Genomic DNA, 23,953 nt, shown 5'->3' with positions numbered 1-23,953 from the left:
CTATCCTCTCTATTTCAGTAAAAGTTTTTTATATGCATTATAAGTATCTTCATACAAATTTTTTAGCGAGAAATGAGTAGATGCATGATTATATAAACGATTTCCCATCGCTTCTAATTCACCATTCAACCATTTTTCATAAGCATTTTCTAACGCGTTTGCTAACGAGTCTGCATCACCAATTGGTACAACCCATCCATACGTATCATCAACTATTAACTTTCTCATATCACCTACATTTGTTGCAATAGATGTTAAGCGCTGATTAGCCGCTTCTAATAAAACAAGAGGAAAGCTTTCGCTATAAGAGGTTAACAAATTAATGTGTGCAGATGCATATAATTCTTTGGAATCTGTACGAAAACCTAGAAACATCACCTTATCCTCTAAGCCCTTTTGTTTCACCATCTCTTTTAATTCTGCTTCTATAGGTCCATCACCAAGCAAGAGCACCTTTATATTTTGAATTTTAATTTTTTGTAACGCTTCAAATAAAATATCATGACCTTTAACAGGATGAAGACGCGCTACTTGAATGGCTGTAAATACTCCTTCATCGATGCCAAATTCACTCTTATCATAAGGTTTTGCTGGAGTATTATCATACTCAATTCCATTATAAACCGTACAAATCTTCTCTTCTGGTACACCTAGTTTTATTATGTTTCTCTTAAAGTTTTCCGTAATTGCAAAGAATAAATCTACCTTCCTGAAAGAACGTAAATTTAACTTCGTAAATACCCATCCTTTTAATCCCCTCTTCATAAAATCCAAAGTTGGATCACTGTGGACAGTCATTATCCATTTCGCTTTTATACCTTTTTTCAAGAGGGAGAGATAGAAATTTGCTCGTGCGCCATGTGTATGCACAATGTCAAATTGATTTTCATTAATAAATGCTCTTATTTTTGAAAGAATTGATAGGTCGTACCGAGATGATTGGGTAAAAACATGCACTTGAATACCAAGGTTTCTCGCCTCTCTAGCAATCGCACCTTCTTCAAATACCATTAATTCCACTTCTTCCTTTGAAAATTGAGATAAAAGTGAAATAATATGTGTTTTCCCCCCACCTTCTTCTGCACCAGCATTCATATGCAACACTTTCATTTCTTACATCCCCCATTTTTTTCTTTTTATTTACTATAACAAAATAAAAGCTAACATTATGCTAGCTTTTATTTTTCTATCATTCAATTTCCAAGTCAACTATTAAATATGCCATGATTAATACTAAGTAGAAACTCACTCCAGGTGCAATTAAAATATGACCAGCCATGAATGAGATACCTAATCCGAGAAGTATTGCTGCAATCATCATTGCATATTTCACTGTGAATATTTGTTTAAATTTAGTAAATATACATGCAATAAATTTAATACCAAAGTATAAGAATGGAATTACAAGTAAAATGAACCCTATGATTCCGAAAGAATAGAACCAATCGTGGAAGTCACGTTCAATTAATTTCGGCTGTTCTTTATAGTTACCAGCATAACCCATTCCTAATAATTTTTGAGACATTGGGGCTTCATTATAGAAATCTTTATACATCTGTTCAAATAATTGACGCCCACTAAAAATAAGCGCTTGCGTTTCTTCTTTCTTCTCCGCTACTTTTTCTTTTGCTTTTTCTTTCTCTTTTTCTTGCTCTGTCACAGGAGGTTTGTGCTCTTTAGCTTCCTCCTTCTTTTTCTCTTCCTTTTTCGCACTCTGTTCTTGTTCAATTAATTGGAAATGGAATCCCATATTTTTCATAAACGGTGAAAAAGGTGTATATGCCAATATGCCTACAAATACAGTTATTGCAAGAAAACCATTTAATAAATAGGCATGTTTCTTTCCATCTTTACGCTGTGTAAATGCTTGAATAAAGCACATAACAACTGCGATAGCCATTGATCCAAAGATTGCTCCTACGCCAACCTTTGTCCCAATTGCAAATAGTGAATAAACAACTAAAATTGAAGGAATCCAATAGTACGCTTTACCTATACTTTTTGTTCTTTCAATTGAATACAAAATAACAATTGGACACATGATGGCTAAAATAGATCCTAGTTCGTTACCTGCATAAAACCAACCGCGTGATCCTAACTTTACCCATTCATAACTATTATAATCTGTTCCAGTAGTAATCGAAGCTACCATGACTACTCCTATAATTAGCGATGCATACGTAATATAGTCACGCATTTTTGAATTTGAATGGCTTTTCTCTTTTAAAGACTTAAATACAAACACATAACAAGTAAGCATAACAAACGGATATAATGCTTTCGCTATAAATTTAATTTCCTCTGTAAGTACCATAGGATCTTTTGTAAGCTTATTATTTATCAATCCGATGGTGAAGACTATTCCCACTAAGATTATATACAATATATATTTTATATTTCCTTGTTTCTTCGTTTGAATTAAAATATATATCCCGCTTAGGAACATAACGAATAAGCGTGTAATAACTCCAATGGTCGTATCAATTTTTAAAACCATGATACAGAACGCTGTAAGTAAATCTAAAATCGGTTGCAACAAAATAAAGATTAATAGGAAATTTTCAAATTTATTACTTTTACTATTTTCGCTTAACATCTAGAACCTCCATAACTATTACCTAATTTCAATCTATACTGTTAATATTTTTTTCTTATCTCAAATATTTATTATAACATATATTTTTTAATTAAACGTCTCACATTTCTCCCCAATCTTACCTTATAGAAAAAAGCATATTTGCATTTTCAAGCGCTTTCTTTCCTCATTTTTTCTTTTTTTCTACATGTAAAGAAAATGCATTGTTATTTACATAACTTTAGTGTATACTTTTTCTCTGGAACATCTTTAGGAGGAAGGGATTACAGCAATGTTATTAATCGACATATTTACGTTTCTTGGCATTATCGCCGCTGCTATTTCTGGTACATTAGTTGGTTTAAAAAAAGATTTAGATTTATTCGGTGTCCTTTGTTTAGCTGTAGCCACTGCGCTCGGCGGCGGTATTATTCGTGATATTATGATCGGTAACCTGCCTCCTGTCGCATTTGTTAAACCCATTTACTTTTTTGTAAGTGTATTATCAGCATTATTTACTTGTATGTTTTTTGAGCGTATCAATAAACTGCAAGTCGTTATCATGCTTTCTGATGCTGTTGGCTTAGGTGTTTTTACAGCCATTGGTGCAAATGCGGCAATGTCACATCATGTTGACGCCTCATTTTTAGTTGTTTCAATGGGAGTCATTACAGGTATTGGAGGCGGTATTTTGCGTGACATTTGCGCTCAAGATATCCCCTACGTATTCCGAAAAGAGATTTACGCAATCGCTTCTATCTTAGGAGCAATTAGTTTCCTAATCACATATGCAATGGGGGCACACGTATTAGCTTTCTATGTTTGTTTATTAGTAACATTCATTATTCGTGTTGTCACTGTAATATATAATGTACATTTCCCAGTTTTCTTTAAAACACATGCTAAAATTAATAAAGGCCATTAAGAGGATTCTACATAGAATTCTCTTAATTTATATACTATTCTACACACTAATATAGAGTAATTGTATATAAAAATATATAATTATATTAGAACCAAAAATGAAAACGCTTTATATACAGGGGGAAGAACGATGCTTGGGGTTTTTAAAAAACATACAAATAAAACAAACGCCAGTATACTTGAATTAAGTAAGGATCAAAAAATCACTTTTAACATGCCTACTAATTCTGAACTGCAGATTCAAATGGATATGCTACATATTTCAAAAGAAGATTTACAAATCGTAAAGGTACTACAGCCCTTTATTTATGAAGAAATTGATTGGATTACGGAAAAATTCTATGCCAATATTACAAAACAACCTAATTTAATTACTATTATTGAACGTTATAGCTCTATTCCAAAATTAAAGCAAACTTTAAAAACGCACATAAAAGAATTATTCAGCGGAGACATGCATGAAGATTTTATTGAACAACGTGTTAGAATTGCCAAAAGACATGTACAAATTGGCTTACATCGAAAGTGGTATACAGCTGCTTACCAAGAATTATTCCGCTCTATCATGAAGATTTTACAAACAAAAATTACAACAATTGACGATTTTTCTTATTCTATAAACGTAATAAACAAATTATTTACCCTTGAACAAGAACTCGTTATTGCGGCCTATGAATATGAATATGAAAGAATGCAAAAAGAACACGAAAAAGAAAAAGAAATAACAGCTATGACCATTACGCATATTGCAACAGAACTAGCATCTGTATCTGAAAAAACGAGCGCTTCTATTCAACAGTTAACCGCTAAATCTGAAACTATTGTAGAAATTGCCAAAACAGGTACATCATTAGCTACAACATCAGAAGAAAAAGCGAATAAAGGGAAAGAACAATTAAATCAGCAAAATAAACGAATGGAATACATTCAAACAAACATGGAAACGATTATTACAGATACTCATGAACTTCTCGATATTTCTAACAAAATTAACGAGATTATAGATATTGTAAAATCAATTGCAGAGCAAACAAATTTGCTCGCACTAAATGCTGCTATTGAATCTGCACGTGCTGGAGAATTTGGCAAAGGCTTTTCTGTTGTAGCTGGAGAAATTCGCAAGTTATCAGAGCAAACGAAAGAATCTATATTCAACGTTACAAAGCTCGTTGAAAAAACAAATGAACAAATTGTTCGTGTCTCTTCTTCAGTGAAACAAATTAGCTCCCTCGTATCTGAAGGAACGGATGGTATGTCTGCAACAGATCAATACTTCCAAGAAATTGTAAAAGACATGTCTAACTCGAAAGAACAGAATAAAAAAATTGAAAATGAGCTAGAAACCATTTCACAAGTAATGAAAGGAATTCAAGACGATTCCTCAAAAATGGCTCTAACAGCTGATAGTTTACAACTAGAACTGAATAGATAGGGTGAAGCTTATGTCAGTAGAGATTCTTCATCTCCGCTGACTCTTAGTCCTCATCTCCCATCCATAAAAAAAAGAATCCAAACTGGATTCTTTTTATTTTCTGAAGAATATTTTTTGACAATAAACATAACTCATATAAACACCAAAGCTTTGCAAAATAAACAAGGCTGGCACAATAAGATTGTAATATGCCATATCTACTTGGAAGAGCCTTAACAATACGTATCCGCTAATTAACAAAACGAACAACATATATCCTTCGTTTTGTTGTTTCTTAATAAGAAAGTGTAATAAAGCTATAGACATAAATAATGTTACCGCTATATATATAAGTTTTTCGCCTTTAAATAGAATAGAATGTATTCCCTCACCTGAGAATTGATTAATTACCGGCTTTAAAAGTTTAAATCTTTCTTCTTCAATCTCTTTTAGCTTTTGATCAATATGCTCTGTTACGCTTTGATTCTTTGTTATTTTTCCCTCATTTTTACCTTTTCCAATTAAAACAGATTGAACATACGTCTCATTTGAAATTGTATATTGTGACATTCCCATTGTCTGAATTCCATAACTCACACCAAAATGAGCACTATAAAATAGAATAAGTATCCCTATCATCTTTAATAGTACTTTTTGCTTCATTGCTGATTGAAAGAATTCAATTAACAACACATATACAGCAATAAAAATAGGAAGGAATAATCCCATTGGGAAAATCATATTACTGCATGCAAATAAAATTGCTGAAAGTACCCACATATAAGGATGATCTAAACCTTTATATAAAAGTATGTAGCAAGCCAAATAAAATAAAAATATTGCGAGCGATTCTGATGTTAATAAGGAACTCATAAATATATTCGGAATATATAAAGCGTAAAATACAGAAGCAATACGGCCGCATTCTTCTCCAAAAACAATTGCTGCAATACGATAAATGAAAAATGCAGTCCCTGTGCAAAATAAAATATTGAATAACTGCAATGCGAATACTGTATCACCAAATACACGAATAATAATTGATTCATAAATAATAAAAGGTAACTGCGCTACGTTCTCTACGTTATTACCAATTGCAATCTGCTTTGCAGACTCAAACATAGCTTTCATATCACCAATTATCGGAATGTCTACAAATAGAACCATACTAAGTCTCACAATTATAGATGTACTTATAAGAAAAACAAGAAATTGTTTATCTGTAAAACGATACTGTAAAATCGATGCCACTAACAGCATGAGAATAACAAAAATAACCAATACGATTGCTACACTTGTTGTACTGTCGCCAAAAAATTGTTTACTTGTTTCAAACGCTGACCAACAACTATAAACAAAAAATGCGAGCATCGCACCAATCATTACTTTACTGAAAAAAGACGAAAAATTTGTTTGTATATGATTCATATGTCCATTGCACCTCTATTTCCATTCATAACAAAACGATTCTATCATGAATAGGTACACAGCTGATAGGGAATTTCTATGACAAATACAGGGTCCTAATTTTTTCACTTGCAATGTAAGCGAATCCTCTTTTACACTACACTTTATATAGTAATAAATTTTCTTTCAGTTACATGAATACAAATACAGAAGTTTTACTAACCCTCTTCTGGAATTCTTTACTTCATTAAATATCTATCGATTTTTAATTTTTTGTACTCCACTTACAATACATGTCATTCTGATTGAAAACAGAAAATAGGGGCTGACCATATGGAAAAGAAATTCATGCGAGAATCCAAAGCAATTAAAACAACACGTGTTTTTCCGAATGATTTAAATAATCATCAAACACTTTTTGGAGGAAAATTATTAGCGGAAATTGATAGTATCGCTTCAATTGCAGCTGCAAGACATAGCCGTAAACATTGCGTAACAGCATCTATCGATTCTGTTGATTTTTTAACTCCAATTCACCAAGCAGATTCTGTTTGTTATGAAGCATTCGTATGTTATACAGGAAAATCTTCAATGGAAGTGTTCGTAAAAGTAATTGCAGAGAATTTATTAGCAGGCGAACGTAGAATAGCTGCAACATGTTTCATTACATTCGTTGCATTAAAAGATGGAAAACCTTCATCTGTTCCACAAGTACTACCTGAAACGGAAGAAGAACATTGGCTACACACAACTGGTTCTGAGCGTGCAGAAAATAGAAAAAAAGGGCGTGTAAAAAGCAAGGAAATGGCTGAAGTTCTAACTTTAAGTAAACCTTGGAGTATATAGAACTTCACCATTAAAGCATCTTTTGAGCGAATAGCTATCACATATTCGCTCATTTTTTATAAACAATTCCACACCTTCATACAACCATTACTCCTTTTCACACATATTATGTAATATTTTTATACATAACCGTTCGCTATTAACTTCTTCTAATTAATAAAATCTCATTTATCCTGCCATTTATGGGCTGTAAAACTCCCACGTCAAAATTCAGCTGGAGCAAAGACGTTAGGCGGGAGCCCTTTTGCCCGTAAACGCCCGATTGGTGAGGGTTGATAATCAATCGGGAATGTACAAACCCCCCCACTGATTAAAGTTTCACTTTATAATACGGTTCTATCTCATCAACAGTTGCTTTACAAAGTTTATGTAGGGTACACTTATACGGGTGGTCAACAAACAATTTAAGGATTTGTAAACAGTGTAGAAAACACCTTACACTTCATTATATTGAGAGAATGAACTCTAGTAAAAAAACCTTACTATGACGTAGCAAGTGTTTTAATGAAACTGGATTATTTTAATGGAAAGGTGAAATTATGCAGAAATCAATTGCTTCAAATATTTTTTATAAAATACTGCTCAACACGTTTAATATTATACTTCCAATTTTAGTTGGTCCTTACGCATATCGAACATTAGGAGCAAATTCAATTGGAACCGTTAACCTTGCTGAAACTTTTTTCAATTACTTCTTCGTGTTCGCCGTATTTGGTGTATATCAATATGGTTTACGTGAAATTAGCTTAATTAAAAACGATAAAAAGAAAGTTTCTAAGTTATTTACAAGTCTCTATGTAATTAATTTCACAACTAGTATTTTGGCTTTATCAGCCTTTGTGCTCTTTAGTTATATTGGATTCGGACATGAAAGTCTATTTCCTGTTCTTCTTATTTTCGGTTTTAACTTTATATCTAATATGTTTTATGTGGAATGGTTCAATGAAGCATATGAAAATTATGACTTCATCACTAAAAAAACAGTTATCGTTCGATTAATCTATGTCGTACTTCTTTTCTCTTTCATTCATGGGGTCGACGATTACAAAACATTTGCTGGTTTATTAGTATTATCGACATTTTTAAACCACTCTATTAGCTTTATATATGTGAAACGCCAAGTGAAATTTGATTTTTCCGACTTAACGATTATTCCTCATTTAAAACCGTTACTATTAGTCTTGATTTTTTCAAATGCTAATATTTTATATACTCAATTAGATCGTCTTGTTTTAGGGGTATATGTTGGAAAAGAAGAAGTTGCATATTACGTAATGGCTTTTCAAATTATGATGATTATTAATACACTTATGTTAAGTGTTGTACAAGTAACCGTTCCAAGACTGTCTTACTTATCAGGGAACGCATCTGAAATGGAATACGAATCATTATTAAACAAAATTTCAAAAGTATATTTCATTACCCTATTCCCTGCCTCAATTGGTTTAATGCTCATTGCTCATGGAGCTGTTGTTATTTACGGTGGACAACAATTTGCTGAGGCTGGTAATACATTAATTGTTTTCGCCTTCTATATGATTACAGTCGGTATTGAGTCCATTTTATCGAATCAAATTATTTATGTAAAAAAGAAAGAAAGCATTTTAGTGCGATTTTTATTCATTTGTGGATTTATCAACTTAGCATCCAATATTGCACTAATATACTTCCATGTACTTACACCAACAACCGCAATTTTCACAACAACAATTGCGAATTGTTTCTTAATCACATTTGAATATATTTATGTGAAAAAGAAATTAAAAGTGAATTATACGTTATTCGATATACAAAAACTTAAATATCTATTTTATTCACTAACATTTGTACCGATAGCATTCGTTATTGATATGCTCGTATCTGGACAAATACTACAAGTCATCCTAGTAATAATGACATGTGGATTAACATATTCCCTTATCCTCTTTATAACAAAGGATGAAATTCTATTTTCACTACTTGAAAAGATACTGGCACGATTCAAAAAAGCTTAAACGCAATCTCTAAAAGGAGCTGTTAAACTTGAAATTTTCTTTAATCATGGCTACTTGTGGCAGACGTGATGATATTCTTGACTTACTAAAATCACTTGAACAACAAACTTACAAAAACTTTGAACTTATCGTAGTAGATCAAAATGATACACCAATCTCTGATTTATTTGATGAATATAAAGAAAAATTTTCTATTCATTACATTTATACACCTATTAAAGGACTATCGAGAGCTCGAAATGCAGGATTAAAAGTAGCGGATGGTGATATCATCGCTTTTCCAGATGATGATTGTATTTATGAAACAAATGTTTTAGAGAGTATATTAGAAACTTTCAACTCTAATAAAGATGTTCATTTCATCTCAACAAACACTACAAATGTGGAAGGAACGGGTTCTTTAATACACGCACCGAATACAGACATTATTTTAAATAATAAGTATGGATTTATGGGGCCTTCTTTCACACTATTCTTCACAAAGCCATTTGTACAAGATGTAGGTACATTTGATGAAGATTTAGGTGTTGGTTCTGGCACGATTTATGGAGCTGGTGAAGAAACTGACTTTGTACTACGTGGTATGCAACAAAATTATACTGGTTTATTTAGAAAAGATCTGTTCGTATACCATCCTGTAAAAGAGGAAATTATTAATGAACAATCATTAAAACGTGCCATTTCTTATGCTGGTGGTTTTGGTAGGGTTATTCGCCTACACTATGGATTCCCTTATTTCTTACGTGCTGTCGCTGCGGCAACATTCCGTATGACACAAAATATTTCTAATGATAAGCGCAAATTCCACGCAAATCGCTTACGCGGAATTGTTCGTGGATATTTAAAATAAAAAAACAAGGTGTAACCACTTTTATTAAATGGTTACACCTTATTTTTTTATTTCTCTTGCATCGCTTATTTCTTGCAAAGTAACCCATCATACTTTTATAATCGCATCCCTCACTGGTCAATTATATTATATATTTTTGAAATGATAGCATTATATCCAAGAATTTAGTATCATGATTCAAGACACTATTTAGAAATGAACGGAGGACATTATGAGCTTATTAACTGTTGAAAAATTAGGTCATACATTTGGTGATCGCACATTATTTAAAGATGTATCCATGCGCTTACTCGCAGGAGAGCACGTTGGATTAGTTGGAGCAAACGGTGTTGGGAAATCAACATTTATGAATATAATTACTGGTCAGCTTATCCATGATGAAGGTCGTGTTGAATGGACACCTGGCACAAATTACGGTTACTTAGACCAACATACAATTTTAACACCCGGTCGCACAATTCGTGATGTATTAGCAGATGCATTTTTACCTTTATTTGAAAAAGAAAAAGCATTAAATGAAGTTGCAGAAAAAATGGGAACTGCTACACCAGAAGAATTAGAAGAACTTCTTGAGGAAATGGCAGAAATTCAAGATGCTCTTGAAGCAGGCGGTTTCTATTTATTAGATATTAAAATTGAAGAAGCAGCGCGTGGACTTGGAATTGATGCAATTGGTCTAGATCGTGATGTTGCGGCATTAAGTGGTGGACAACGTACAAAAGTATTACTTGCAAAGTTACTACTTGAGCAACCAGAAGTATTACTATTAGATGAGCCGACCAACTATTTAGACGTTGAACATATTCATTGGTTAACAACTTATTTAAAAGAATATCCACACGCATTCCTATTAATTTCCCATGATACGGAGTTTATGAATAAATGTGTTGATATTATTTTCCATCTCGAATTTACAAAAATGACGCGTTATACAGCGACATATGAAAAATTCTTAGAACTAGCGGAGATGAATAAGAACCAACATATAAACGCTTATGAAAAGCAGCGAGAGTTTATTAAAAAGCAGGAAGATTTTATTGCGAAAAATAAAGCTCGTTACTCAACGACTGGCCGTGCAAAGAGTCGTCAAAAACAACTTGATCGTATGGAACGTATCGATCGTCCTGAAACAGCTATTAAACCTGAATTCTCGTTTAAAGAAAGTCGTGCGAGTAGTCGATTCGTCTTCGAAGGAGAAAATGTAGAGATTGGATATACACATCCGTTATTACCAAAATTAACAATGACAATTGAACGTGGTGAAAAAATTGCAATTGTTGGATGTAATGGTGTCGGTAAGTCAACACTATTAAAAACGATTTTAGGTAAAATTAGACCATTAAGCGGAAAAACAAGTCTTGGTGACTTCTTAAACCCATCATACTTCGAGCAAGAAGTAAAAGCTGATAATATAACACCAATTGATGCTGTTTGGAATACATTCCCTAGCTTAGACCAACATCAAGTACGTGCAATGTTAGCAAAATGCGGTTTAAAAAACGAACATATCTCTCGTCCACTGAATCAATTAAGCGGTGGCGAACAAGCAAAAGTTCGTTTATGTAAACTAATGGGTGAAGAAAGTAACTGGCTACTCTTTGATGAGCCAACAAACCACCTTGATGTTACAGCAAAAGAAGAGTTAAAAAAGGCGATGAAAGCATACAAAGGAACAATTCTTCTTGTATGTCACGAACCAGACTTTTATGAAGATTGGATAACAAAAACTTGGGATGTAGAGAAATGGGCCCAAGAAAATTCTTAATCGCCTAAAAAATATCCCTTTACACTGCTATTTAGCGTGTAAAGGGATTTCGTTTTAAAATACCATAAGGTTGATAAGGAGTTTATATATATAATGCAAAGTACATTTTTTCCAAAACTCAATACATTTTTTGTGAAATGTTTATTAGTGCTATGTCTAATTATTTCTGCAGCTATAACGTGGCAATCAGTATCCGTGGTTAGAGAACATGCCAACACTCGTTTACTTATTATAATCCCAAGTATCATTCTAATAGGCCTTCTATTTTTATTCATTGGCTACATTTCCAATAAGTATATGTCAAAACTAATATTCGCTATTTCACTTATCATTTTAGCTTTCTCTATTCGATTAATCTGGGTTCTTAATATCCAAACTCCTGTCGAATCAGATTTTGCTTTGATGTACAATGGAGCTGTGCAAGCAACTAAAGGAGATTTTAGTTTTGCCCAAAGCATATATTATACTTCTTGGGTTTATCAGCTTGGATTTACAATGTACCAAGCTTTTATTGTTAATTTATTCGGTGAGGGGACTTTCCTTCTAAAGTTCTTAAATGTGTTATATTGCACAGGAACAACATTATTAGTTTACAAAATAACGTCTCACATATTTAATGAGTGGTCTGGGCGCGTGGCTGGATTAATATATGCACTATATATCCCAAGTATTGTATTAAGCTCAGTCCTAACAAATCAACACCTTGCCACATTCCTATTTTATCTTGGATTTTATTTATTAATTACAAAAGGCTTAAGCCATAAATATATGTGGATTTTTATAGGGATCACGCTTTCTTTAGGGGACATCATGCGCCCACTTGGTGCTATCATCCTAATTGCATTAACTATTTATTTCTTTTTACACGGTATGTTAGGGAAATCGAAACAAGATATTTTCACTTCTATTAAAAAACTTTGTGGGATTTTCGTCGTATTTTACCTTGTTCATTACATTATAAGTTATTCATTTATATCTGCTGGAATTACACAATACCCGCTATCAAACCGTGATCCTCTCTGGAAATTTACAGTAGGATTTAATCACGAGACAAAAGGTGGTTATTCTACAGCAGATGCAGAATATATTATGTCCTTTGAGGTTGGCGAAGAACGAAAAGCCGCTGAAAAGAAACTGATTCAAGAGCGACTAACTGATCCACAAAAGGTTTTATCTTTATTCGGTGATAAGTTCACGCTCATGTGGGCAGATTATGACTCAGCCCCATCATGGAGTCTACTAACACTGGGGAACACAGATAATAATATGATTACCTTACAAAACGACCTTGTGAAATATGAAAAGTATATGTATATGACAACTATGCTATTTGGTACGCTAGCACTTCTTTATCTCATATTGACTAAGCAAAACAACACGCATTACACAATATTTTTACTATTAATAATTGGTTATATAACTGTTCACTTCTTAATTGAATACCAAACAAGATATCGATACTTTATCATTCCTAGCTTTACAATCATTCAAAGTTATGGGCTATATTTGTGCTATCGATTTATATCAAGCAGAAAAACCTCCAAAGTATAAAGTGAAACTGTAACCAGTGAAGATTTAATCATCAAAACACATTAAAACGAACTAAAAAAGCATGAGCTCGGTGCAATACCGAACTCATGCTTTTTTATGTATATCTATATTCTCTTTTTTATTGTAAGCGTGATTTATACCAAATGCAGCCAAAATGATCATCGATATTGTAGCTGAATAGTGATATCTTGATGCCACTTCTACTAACAATTGTGCCATTGTTAATCCTATCGCATATAAGCAAATAATAAATAGAGAAGATTTGTTTTTATTTTTAATAGCCACTACTACACCTATTAATGAGGTAACAATTAAGAAGTAATAAAACATATTAGACGCTACTGTATAGCGTACTATATGATCTAACACAGGGCCAGCATAGGAAATAGCTGCATTATCCTCACCTAAAAACTCAAAAAATTTATCGGAGAATAACTTTACAAAATTAATATTACCACTTTGTACCCTCTCTTTTGCTTCTTTTAGCATTTCCTGTTGAGCGTCATCAGCGGTCCATCCTGGCTTATCGCTATAATGAAACAATAGTTCCGCATCTGGTTGATTCCATTTTCCCGAACTTTCCTCATTAAATCCTACATAAATGTTATATCCAGGGGTTGATGCTATCTCTTCACCTAAACGTAATGTTATATACTGATTTATCGCCGAAGAAAAAACAAGGTATCCCACAACAATAACCCCTACATACGTTATCTTGTTTAACCATATTTTTTTATTCCCTATATGCTTTGTATCTATAATAAAGAACCATATCACTAGTGCAACAATTGGAACAGCTGCAATTGGTCGTACCATATTCATAAATGCAAGTAACGCCGCGATTAAAATGGAATAAACAAGTAATCGTTTTATATTTATATTGACGATTTTCTCATGAACGATTATCATAATCAGCCAAATCAACAATAGTACTGTGCAATAGAGTGGTTCTGACATGGCAAACATATTATACATCGTTTGAGAAGGTAACGCGATCCATAAAACACTTGCTGTTATTGCAGTTTTAACTCCACCAATTTTTCTAGATACAGCATATATTAATCCCATTGATATTGTAGTTAAAATAACATTCAAAATGGGCGGCACCATATAACTAGAGCCAAAGATTTTCAAGAAAACACTTAAGAATGAAGCATAACCGAAAATATGTGGAAAAAGTGCGATGTATCTATTAGTAATAACGAAATTTTTACTTAATTCTTCTGCAGTGTAATAGAACGTAGCATAATCAACTAATGGCTGAATTTGATAGCTAAGCACCCATGCCAATTTAACCGCAAAACAAATGATTACTAAAACGAAAAAGCATTTTTTTTCATTTAATTTTTCTAGATACAGCGAACCTTTTCTAAGAATAAAACTACCCACTATAGATAATAATAAAACACCCACTAATAATGTTACATAATTATATTTTTGAGTATCTGAAAAATAATTAACAACTAATACTGAAGCAAAAAAACCATATATGATGTATACCGCACGTGTAGAGAAAGTAGACATTCCTTTTAAAAATAATTTCAAAACAATTTACTCCTTTAAACATTAGTCTAAGAATAACATTATCTCCATTATAAAAACGTAATGAATATGTAAAGCTATTCATTTCTACCAAAAAAACCTAAAGTATCCATTTTTTGTTCACGCTATACCTTTTTGGCTTGTCGATGGCAAATAAATCATACCATATATTCACAAGTATTTTATATATACAGCCTGTTCTTTTTTATATTCCACCAAATTCAATCCCATTTTAATTAATTGTTCAAAAAGTTAACCCGCTCAAAATAAATAACGTTTCAGCATAAAATATGCTATAATAAGTATTTGTTATGTACGAATAACCTTTCTACATTTCCTGTTTTATTTATATATTTTATAAAGTTGAGGATACTATTATGGAGAAACTCTTAAAGTTTGGTTTAGTAGGAATCTTTAATACACTCATTACAATTATTAGTTTTTGGATATTATTAAAGTTCGGGATGAACTACCTTATTGCGAATACCATTGCCTATTTAATTGGTGTTGCCAATAGCTACTATTGGAACAAAAATTGGGTGTTTAAACCTAATAATAAAAGCACGTCAATGTTCTTTAAATTTCTAACTGTAAATTTAATTGTATTGGCTTTTAATACATTATGTTTATTTATATTAGTAGATAAACTTACCTTTAATGCACTAATTGCACAGATCTTCGCAATTGGTGTCGGAATGGTTATAAACTTTGTCCTTAATAAAATTTGGACATTCAACCAAACTGAAAAGGCTACTAATTAAACTTAAACAACTTATTAAAACTACGGAGGATACAACATGCAAAAATTAATTTCGGTTGTAGTTCCTATGTACTTCGAGGAAGAAGTAGCACAGGAATGTTATAACCGTTTAAAGTCCGTTATGCTTCAAAATGATATTAATTACGAGTTTGTCTTTGTAAACGACGGTAGCACAGACCGTACAATGGAAATCCTATCTGAGATTGCAGCAAATGATTACCGTACAAAAATCGTTGATTTCGCACGTAACTTTGGACACCAAATAGCCGTTACAGCTGGTATTGCTGCTGCAAAAGGTGACGCTATTGTAATTATCGATGCAGACTTACAAGATCCACCTGAAGTTATTCCTGAACTTATTGCAAAATGGGAAGAAGGATATGAAGTTGTTTATGCAAAACGTAAACAACGTAAAGGTGAAACTTGGTTTAAACTTTTAACAGCTAAATATTTCTATAAATTCTTAAACTACATGTCTGATATTGATATCCCAAAAGATACTGGTGATTTCCGAATCATCGATCGCAAAGTAGCTGATGTTTTCAATCAAATGACTGAACGCAATCGCTTCATCCGCGGTATGATGTCTTGGGTTGGCTTCCGTCAAACGTATGTTGAATATGAACGTGATGAGCGCTTTGCTGGTGAAACAAAATATCCATTAAAGAAAATGATTAAATTTGCATCAGATGGTATTATTGCCTTTTCAACAAAGCCGTTACGTATCGTTATGACTTTAGGCTTATTATCAGTTCTTATTTCAATAATCGTCTTACTATATACAATTACTGTAAAAATCATTGGCACTGGTACACAAACAGGTTGGGCATCTATTATGGTTGCTATTACATTCTTTAGTGGTATTCAGTTACTTGGTCTTGGAATCGTCGGTCAGTATATTGCTCGTATTTATGACGAAAGTAAAAACCGTCCGATTTATATTGTGAAAGAAACAATCAATATTGAGCAAGAAGAGACTACACAAACAAAAGAAAAAGTGAATGCATAATAAAAAAGGTAACAATGAAAACTATCATTGTTACCTTTTTATATTGTAATACCCCATAATCCTCAAACGAAATTCTTTTAAATTTGGATATATCTCTAAATTAGATAACATCCCTTGAATGACCGGGATCCTTGGGTTTTGCAATCTCATTTCTGCCTCCAAAACATCTAATGTAACAAGCAATTCCTCATCTTCTAGTTGATCAGCTAATGTGCGTTTAAAAACAATAATTTCTTTTAAAAAGTGTTCCTTAACCTGCTCCTTAATAAGCTCTGATTTGCAAAGAAATTCTCCAAGCTTTTCTTCATGTAACACAGGTTCTTCCAAAGATTCTACCAATCCATCTACTAAATCATCTACTCTTTTCAAAATAAAAGCAGAAACATAAGATAAGTCAATTTCTGGTGCTTGTAAAATGATTAGTTCTAAATATCCACGGCATATGCCTTCTACCATAATGACTAAATCTAATAAATAAGGCATCACCTTTTCACCATAAATAGACAATAAACTATTCCGATAAAATGCGTGAGACTCTAACTTCATCCTCATCATAAACTCTTCTACTTCTTTATTAAAAGGTATAGCATTTTCCCTCGCATGCATAATAATAAATTCTTTATGCTTTTGTATATCATTAAACTGACAATGCAATTGCTTTGCAAATTTTTCACGCGGCAATAACGATTCTTTTTCAATATCCAGCATTTTATTTTGAATCTTGTCATAGTAATATCGAAGTGTTGCTAATAAAAGCTCATCTTTCGATTTAAAATATAAATAGAAAGCTCCCTTAGATATGCTACAAGCGGTCACAATTTCCTGTACTGATGTCGCATTTACACCCTTAGTCGCAAATAACTTCATAGCCATCTCTATAATTAAACGCTCTTTTTCTTTCATATCATGTCTCTCCTAAATTTAATCTCGCATCTTATTATGAATTTATTATACCATCCCTTTTCATTGACGGCTGACCAATCAGTCAGTTATATTATGTATTAGACTGACCAGTTGGTCAATACAATACAAAAGGGAGCGCAAACATGAACAAATTCATTAATTTCTCGTTAAAAAATAAGTTCGCAGTTTGGCTACTAACCATTATTGTTACCATTGCAGGTATTTATTCTGGGCTGAACATGAAGCTGGAAACAATTCCTGATATTACAACACCGATTGTAACAGTAACCACGGTTTATCCTGGTGCTACACCAGAAGAAGTAGCTGACAAAGTTTCAAAACCGATGGAAGAGCAACTGCAAAATTTAAGTGGTGTAAACGTTGTTAGTTCATCATCTTTTCAAAACGCATCTTCTATTCAGGTAGAATATGACTTTGATAAAAATATGGAAAAGGCTGAAACAGAAATTAAAGAAGCTCTCGCAAATGTGAAATTTCCAGAAGGTGTAAAAGACCCGAAAGTTTCACGTGTAAACTTTAATGCGTTTCCAGTTATTTCGTTAAGCGTAGCAAGTAAAAATGAATCTTTAGCTACCTTAACTGAAAATGTAGAAAAAAATGTTGTTCCCGGATTAAAAGGACTTGATGGGGTCGCATCTGTTCAAATTTCAGGTCAACAAGTAGATGAAGTACAACTTGTCTTCAAGAAAGATAAGATGAAAGAATTAGGTTTAAGTGAAGATACTGTAAAAAATGTAATTAAAGGATCGGACGTATCTTTACCACTTGGCTTATATACATTTAAAGACACAGAAAAATCAGTTGTTGTAGATGGAAATATTACAACAATTAAAGCATTAAAAGAATTAAAAATCCCAGCTGTTCCTTCATCACCGAGCGGTCAAGGTAGTCAAAACGCTGGAGCCGGTGCACAAACACCGCAAATGAATCCAGCGGCTATGAACGGGATTCCGACAGTTACATTAGACGAAATTGCTGACATTAAAGAAGTCGGAAAAGCAGAATCTATTTCTCGAACAAATGGAAAAGAAGCAATTGGAATTCAAATTGTGAAAGCTGCTGACGCGAATACTGTTGATGTTGTAAATGCAGTGAAAGATAAAGTAAAAGACCTTGAGAAAAAATATAAAGACTTAGAGATTATTTCAACATTCGACCAAGGTGCACCGATTGAGAAATCAGTAGAAACAATGCTGAGCAAAGCCATTTTTGGTGCTATCTTTGCGATTGTTATTATTATGCTGTTCCTACGAAATATCCGAACAACATTAATCTCTGTCGTTTCCATACCACTTTCTTTATTAATTGCTGTATTAGTCATAAAGCAAATGGATATTACGCTTAACATTATGACACTTGGAGCAATGACAGTCGCTATTGGGCGCGTTGTTGATGACTCCATTGTTGTTATTGAAAATATTTACCGACGAATGTCGTTATCAGAAGAGAAACTGCGCGGAAAAGATTTAATTCGTGAAGCTACGAAGGAAATGTTCATTCCAATTATGTCTTCTACCATTGTAACAATTGCTGTATTCTTACCGCTTGGACTAGTAAAAGGTATGATTGGTGAAATGTTCTTACCATTTGCCTTAACTATCGTCTTCGCTTTATTAGCATCGTTACTAGTAGCAGTTACGATCGTGCCGATGCTAGCTCACTCTTTATTTAAGAAAGAGAGCATGAGGGAAAAAGAAGTACATCATGAAGAAAAACCAAGTAAATTAGCAAACGGGTATAAACGCATACTTGCATGGGCTTTAAATCATAAAATCATTACATCAAGTATCGCTGTCCTTCTATTAGTTGGTAGTCTTGCACTAGTGCCAATTATCGGTGTAAGTTTCTTACCAGCTGAAGAAGAAAAAATGATCATTACAACGTACAATCCTGAACCAGGGCAAACGTTAGAAGACGTTGAAAAAATTGCAACGAAAGCTGAGAAGCACTTCCAAGATAATAAAGATGTGAAAACAATTCAGTTCTCATTAGGTGGAGAAAATCCAATGAGTCCTGGTCAATCAAATCAAGCAATGTTCTTCGTGCAATATGATAATGACACGAAAAACTTCGAAAAAGAGAAAGAACAAGTCGTTAAAGATTTACAGAAGATGTCTGGAAAAGGCGAATGGAAAAACCAAGATTTCGGAGCAAGTGGCGGTAGTAATGAAATTAAACTATACGTTTACGGAGATAGCTCGGAAGACATTAAGCCTGTCGTAAAAGATATTCAAAATATCATGAAGAAAAATAAAGACTTAAAAGATATAGACTCTAGTATTGCAAAAACGTACGCAGAGTACACTTTAGTCGCAGATCAGGAAAAACTAAGTAAAATGGGTCTAACGGCTGCACAAATTGGAATGGGACTTTCTAATCCACACGATCGCCCTGTTCTGACAACAATTAAAAAAGACGGTAAAGATGTCAACGTATATGTAGAAGCTGAAAAACAAAGTTATGAAACAATCGATGACTTAACAAATCGAAAACTTACAACACCACTTGGTAATGAAGTGGCTGTGAAAGATGTGATGACTGTAAAAGAAGGGGAGACTTCGAATACAGTGAAACACCGCGATGGCCGTGTTTATGCGGAAGTAAGTGCAAAACTAGCATCTGATGATGTTTCAAAAGCATCTGCCGCTGTTCAAAAAGAAGTAGATAAAATGGATCTTCCTTCTGGCGTAGATGTTTCTATGGGTGGCGTTACAAAAGATATTGAAGAATCATTCAAGCAACTTGGCTTAGCGATGTTAGCTGCGATTGCCATCGTATACTTCGTTCTTGTCGTTACATTTGGCGGTGCCCTTGCACCATTCGCAATTTTATTCTCGCTACCATTTACAATTATCGGAGCTCTTGTTGCCTTATTAATCTCGGGCGAAACGTTAAGTGTCTCTGCGATGATTGGTGCGCTTATGTTAATCGGTATTGTTGTAACAAACGCAATCGTGCTTATCGACCGCGTTATTCATAAAGAAAATGAAGGTCTATCAACACGTGAAGCTTTATTAGAGGCTGGTGCTACACGCCTTCGCCCGATTTTAATGACTGCAATTGCAACAATCGGGGCTCTTATCCCGCTTGCATTAGGATTTGAAGGTAGCGGCTTAATTTCTAAAGGCCTTGGTGTAACAGTAATTGGTGGATTAACAAGTTCAACGTTATTAACACTTCTTATTGTTCCAATCGTTTATGAAGTATTAAGCAAGTTCAAAAAGAAAAAAGCAAAATAACAAAAAAATAACCTCGCTAACTGCGAGGTTATTTTTTATTTCCGAACAAGATGAGGAAATCACCATAGCCTTCTTTCTCTAATTCCTCTTTTCGGATAAATCGAAGGGCTGCGGAATTAATACAGTAACGAAGACCATTTGGTCCTGGGCCATCTGGGAATACATGGCCTAGATGTGAATCTCCCTCTTTGCTTCTCACTTCCGTACGCGTCATATTATGACTGACATCCATTTTTTCTTTCACACTTGCTGACATAACTGGCTTCTTAAAGCTAGGCCATCCACACCCACTATCAAACTTATCTAAAGAAGTAAATAACGGTTCTCCTGAAACGATATCTACATAAAGACCTTCTTCATTATGATTCCAATACTCATTTCGAAATGGTGGTTCTGTACCATTTTCCTGTGTTACATAAAACTGCATCTCATTGAGTTTTTCTTTTAAATGAGTATTATCTTTTGGCCAATGTTGTTTAATAAACGCATCTCGTCCTGAGCCCTTACGGTATAACTCGTAGCGGAATGTGTTTTTCTTATGATACCCTTGATGATATTCTTCAGCTGAATAAAATGTAGAAGCTGGTAATAGTTTTGTCGCAATTGGCTTTGAAAAGCGCCCACTCTTTGCAAGCTCTTCTTTTGAAGCCTCTGCTTTTTTATGTTGTTTTTCATTATGATAAAAAATTACCGTTTCGTAAGACTGTCCACGATCGTGAAATTGTCCTCCTATATCAGTCGGATCAATTTGTCTCCAATATATATTTAATAACTCTTCATATGGCATTTTATTTGCATCAAATGTAATTTGTACTGCCTCATAATGCCCCGTCGTTTCCGAACATACTTCTTTATACGTTGGATTCTCTTTATGACCACCTGTATAGCCAGAAACAACCTTTATAATCCCTTCCATTTCTTCAAATGGCGAAACCATACACCAGAAGCATCCTCCAGCAAATGTAGCTAACTCTACCTTTTCATTTACAGCCATTATTTCACCCCTATTCTATCTTCTGCTTACAGTATGGCATAAAAAACATCATGTTATAAAAGAAAAAGCATCGAACATCGATGCTTTTCTTTACTTCACCTTATTTTTTCTGGCGTCATTCTCCATTTCATCACTTGTCACATCTAAGACATCTAATAAGAAAATGAAGATTGGAATACCGATAATTAGTCCCCATACACCTAAGAAGTGTTCTGAGAAGATCAATACCATAAATGTATAGAAGATCGGTAAGTTTGTTTTTTGCGACATGAACTTCGGATTTAACACGTAACTTTCAAGCGCATGAATTACTGTTACGATAATTAAAATATAAACAACGTACATAATACCGCCGATATTGTAAGCAATCATACAAAGCGGGAATAACGAAATAATAACCCCAGCTACTGGAATTAAACCGAGCAAGAAGATCATTAACGCTAAACCTAATAATTGCGGGAATCCTAATATCCATAGTGCAATAACGGATAAAACACAGTTAACAACTGCAATTAAAAATTGTGCTTCGATTACTTTTCCAAATGAACGTGCAAATTTCTTACCGAAGTACTCGATTTCAGTATAGAAAATTGCAAGTCGGCTTTCTTTAAATTTTGCAGTAAAAGCAACGATACGAGCTTTCTCCAATAAGAAAAATAAACTTAAAATTAAAGAAAGTAACACTTGAAGGCCAAATTTCCCAACATTCGTAATCGATTTATACAAAATGTCAACGCCTTGTCCTACATATTTCGAAAGTTCCATATGATTAACAGCATTAACTGCATACTTAATTAATTCACTATCCGGTGGGTTTCTTAAAAATACGTTAAATTGATAAATCAATTGTGAAATTTGTATCGTTAATACTGGTAAATATTTAAATAGCGTAATAGCAATTCCACCAATTAACATTACATATAGAAATGCTATAATAATTTTTCGGTTAATGGGCATGAAATGATCTAATTTGCGGGAAATAAACTTTTGGAATCGATCCATTAAATACGTGAGAATAAACGTAATTAAAATTAAATTCAACATACTTTGCAGCCCGTATAACACGAGAGCAAGTATTACTAATACGAGAAACCTCTGAAATCCTTTGCTTTGAAACAGGTTTTTTATTTGCATAATCGACGAGTACTCTCTCCTGTCCTATAAAGTAAAACGTTAATAAGTAGATTTTTTCTCTCTTCTCTACCTTTAATTATTTATTCATATAAAGATTTTTATAAGCTTATTATAGATCTCCCTTAGCTGATCCTATAGTAGCTTACTTCTTATTTTACAATACAATAACCTAATTCAAAACGTATTCTACACAGTATTAATGAAGATTTAAGGAAACTTACATTTTGTTAAAGATAGGTCTTACCACTACTGTAACATAAAAAGCAAGCTATCAGTAGAAATCTGTCCTACAAATAGCTTGCTTTTCTCATTTTTTTAAGTAAGTTTTACTATCCAATAAACGGCATGAACATCGGTATGACAACTACTGTTACAACCCCTACTACCGTTACAGCAATACTTGCCATAGCTGCCTCTACTTCACCCATTTCAATTCCTACTGCCACTCCTAATGCGTGACCTGCTGTTCCAAGTGCTAAACCTTTTGCAATTGGATGTTTTACTCTAAATGTTTTTAAGAATAATGCCCCTAATGCGTATACAATAACCGCGTTAAAAATAACTGCAAACGATGTAATTGCTGGTATACCACCAATACTTTCAGAGATCGGTAACGCAATTGCTGTTGTTGCTGCTTGTGGTAACATTGAATTCATTACTGCTGTATCTAGACCAATTGCTTTTGCAACAATGAACACGACAATTACTGAGCAAATAGATCCAACCACGATAGCAGATAAAATTTGCCACCAATATTTTTTTAACTTATCCACTTGTTTATATAATGGAATTGCAAACGCGATTGTTGCTGGTTCTAAGAAGAAGCTAATCATTTTTCCGCCAGTATTATATTCTTCAAAAGTAAAGTTACCTACTTTTAGAAAGACAATCCCTAATACCATCGCTACAAATAATGGTGTGAATAAGAAGAATCCTTTTGAATGCTTAAATAATAATGTTCCGATTCCGTATGCGATTAATGAAATGACGATTCCGAAATATGGAGTCATTGTGCTTGCCATGTTCAT

The 23,953-nt window shown here is 33.4% G+C and carries 18 protein-coding genes and 1 pseudogene; 11 read left to right on the top strand and 8 right to left on the bottom strand.

The window, feature by feature from the left end:
* Positions 1–9 precede the first annotated feature (9 nt).
* Both MKO96_RS27860 and MKO96_RS27855 read right to left on the bottom strand, forming a co-directional pair.
* Positions 10–1,110: a glycosyltransferase family 4 protein gene (locus MKO96_RS27860; RefSeq protein WP_240589274.1), complete on the bottom strand. Its 1,101-nt coding sequence runs from the start codon at positions 1,108–1,110 to the stop codon at positions 10–12.
* A 79-nt stretch (positions 1,111–1,189) separates the two neighbouring features.
* Positions 1,190–2,596 (bottom strand): O-antigen ligase family protein, encoded by a 1,407-nt coding sequence (locus tag MKO96_RS27855; RefSeq protein WP_087983424.1) that lies wholly within the window; start codon positions 2,594–2,596, stop codon positions 1,190–1,192.
* 271 nt (positions 2,597–2,867) lie between these two features.
* Here MKO96_RS27855 and MKO96_RS27850 point away from each other — a divergent pair, with 271 nt between their 5' ends.
* The 3 genes and pseudogenes from MKO96_RS27850 to MKO96_RS29670 all read left to right on the top strand — a co-directional run bounded on the left by MKO96_RS27850 (position 2,868) and on the right by MKO96_RS29670 (position 4,931).
* A complete protein-coding gene (locus tag MKO96_RS27850) occupies positions 2,868–3,500 on the top strand; it encodes a trimeric intracellular cation channel family protein (RefSeq protein ID WP_000924376.1) in 633 nt (210 codons plus the stop codon).
* Between the two features lie 129 nt (positions 3,501–3,629).
* A pseudogene (locus tag MKO96_RS29675) lies at positions 3,630–4,175 on the top strand (protoglobin family protein); the annotation flags it as partial.
* Between the two features lie 15 nt (positions 4,176–4,190).
* On the top strand, positions 4,191–4,931 hold the full coding sequence (locus MKO96_RS29670) for a methyl-accepting chemotaxis protein (RefSeq protein WP_483298338.1): 741 nt from the start codon (positions 4,191–4,193) through the stop codon (positions 4,929–4,931).
* A gap of 93 nt (positions 4,932–5,024) precedes the next feature.
* Here MKO96_RS29670 and MKO96_RS27840 read toward each other — a convergent pair whose 3' ends face one another.
* The gene (locus MKO96_RS27840; protein WP_240589272.1) at positions 5,025–6,338 is read right to left on the bottom strand and encodes an ArnT family glycosyltransferase; all 1,314 of its coding nucleotides are present in this window, start codon (positions 6,336–6,338) and stop codon (positions 5,025–5,027) included.
* Between the two features lie 312 nt (positions 6,339–6,650).
* Between MKO96_RS27840 and MKO96_RS27835 the strand changes: the two genes are divergently transcribed.
* The 5 genes from MKO96_RS27835 to MKO96_RS27815 all read left to right on the top strand — a co-directional run bounded on the left by MKO96_RS27835 (position 6,651) and on the right by MKO96_RS27815 (position 13,323).
* Positions 6,651–7,163: an acyl-CoA thioesterase gene (locus tag MKO96_RS27835; RefSeq protein ID WP_048560471.1), complete on the top strand. Its 513-nt coding sequence runs from the start codon at positions 6,651–6,653 to the stop codon at positions 7,161–7,163.
* A gap of 539 nt (positions 7,164–7,702) precedes the next feature.
* Positions 7,703–9,157, top strand: a complete 1,455-nt coding sequence (locus MKO96_RS27830; RefSeq protein ID WP_240589271.1) for an oligosaccharide flippase family protein — start codon at positions 7,703–7,705, stop codon at positions 9,155–9,157.
* A 28-nt stretch (positions 9,158–9,185) separates the two neighbouring features.
* Positions 9,186–10,007 (top strand): glycosyltransferase family 2 protein, encoded by an 822-nt coding sequence (locus MKO96_RS27825; RefSeq protein WP_240589270.1) that lies wholly within the window; start codon positions 9,186–9,188, stop codon positions 10,005–10,007.
* Positions 10,008–10,218: 211 nt separating this feature from the next.
* On the top strand, positions 10,219–11,772 hold the full coding sequence (locus MKO96_RS27820; protein WP_240589269.1) for an ABC-F family ATP-binding cassette domain-containing protein: 1,554 nt from the start codon (positions 10,219–10,221) through the stop codon (positions 11,770–11,772).
* 93 nt (positions 11,773–11,865) lie between these two features.
* Complete coding sequence (locus MKO96_RS27815; protein ID WP_240589268.1) at positions 11,866–13,323, top strand: ArnT family glycosyltransferase; 1,458 nt, start codon at positions 11,866–11,868, stop codon at positions 13,321–13,323.
* Between the two features lie 84 nt (positions 13,324–13,407).
* Here the strand turns inward: MKO96_RS27815 and MKO96_RS27810 are convergent, their stop codons facing one another.
* Complete coding sequence (locus MKO96_RS27810; RefSeq protein WP_240589267.1) at positions 13,408–14,868, bottom strand: glycosyltransferase family 39 protein; 1,461 nt, start codon at positions 14,866–14,868, stop codon at positions 13,408–13,410.
* A gap of 374 nt (positions 14,869–15,242) precedes the next feature.
* On the opposite strand from MKO96_RS27810, the gene MKO96_RS27805 reads away from it, so the two are divergent.
* Together MKO96_RS27805 and MKO96_RS27800 are read left to right on the top strand one after the other, a co-directional pair.
* Positions 15,243–15,626, top strand: a complete 384-nt coding sequence (locus tag MKO96_RS27805) for a GtrA family protein (RefSeq protein WP_000413281.1) — start codon at positions 15,243–15,245, stop codon at positions 15,624–15,626.
* A gap of 36 nt (positions 15,627–15,662) precedes the next feature.
* The gene (locus MKO96_RS27800; RefSeq protein ID WP_087983438.1) at positions 15,663–16,634 is read left to right on the top strand and encodes a glycosyltransferase family 2 protein; all 972 of its coding nucleotides are present in this window, start codon (positions 15,663–15,665) and stop codon (positions 16,632–16,634) included.
* A gap of 30 nt (positions 16,635–16,664) precedes the next feature.
* Here the strand turns inward: MKO96_RS27800 and MKO96_RS27795 are convergent, their stop codons facing one another.
* A complete protein-coding gene (locus MKO96_RS27795; RefSeq protein WP_240589266.1) occupies positions 16,665–17,537 on the bottom strand; it encodes a TetR/AcrR family transcriptional regulator in 873 nt (290 codons plus the stop codon).
* 143 nt (positions 17,538–17,680) lie between these two features.
* Between MKO96_RS27795 and MKO96_RS27790 the strand changes: the two genes are divergently transcribed.
* Positions 17,681–20,797: an efflux RND transporter permease subunit gene (locus tag MKO96_RS27790; RefSeq protein WP_240589265.1), complete on the top strand. Its 3,117-nt coding sequence runs from the start codon at positions 17,681–17,683 to the stop codon at positions 20,795–20,797.
* 28 nt (positions 20,798–20,825) lie between these two features.
* On the opposite strand, the gene msrB is transcribed toward MKO96_RS27790, so the two are convergent.
* The 3 genes from msrB to lrgB form a co-directional block, all read right to left on the bottom strand.
* Complete coding sequence (gene msrB / locus MKO96_RS27785) at positions 20,826–21,791, bottom strand: peptide-methionine (R)-S-oxide reductase MsrB (protein WP_240589264.1); 966 nt, start codon at positions 21,789–21,791, stop codon at positions 20,826–20,828.
* 90 nt (positions 21,792–21,881) lie between these two features.
* Positions 21,882–22,925: an AI-2E family transporter gene (locus tag MKO96_RS27780; protein WP_001165998.1), complete on the bottom strand. Its 1,044-nt coding sequence runs from the start codon at positions 22,923–22,925 to the stop codon at positions 21,882–21,884.
* 329 nt (positions 22,926–23,254) lie between these two features.
* Entirely contained in the window at positions 23,255–23,947 is a 693-nt protein-coding gene (gene lrgB, locus MKO96_RS27775; protein WP_000168858.1) for an antiholin-like protein LrgB, read from the bottom strand.
* Positions 23,948–23,953: the final 6 nt, after the last annotated feature.

It is taken from the genome of Bacillus sp. ES1-5 (genome assembly GCF_022487605.1).
Taxonomy (GTDB): Bacteria; Bacillota; Bacilli; order Bacillales; family Bacillaceae_G; genus Bacillus_A; species Bacillus_A wiedmannii.
Note: the sequence above shows the minus strand (reverse complement) of the source record. Positions and strands in the feature narration are given on the sequence as shown.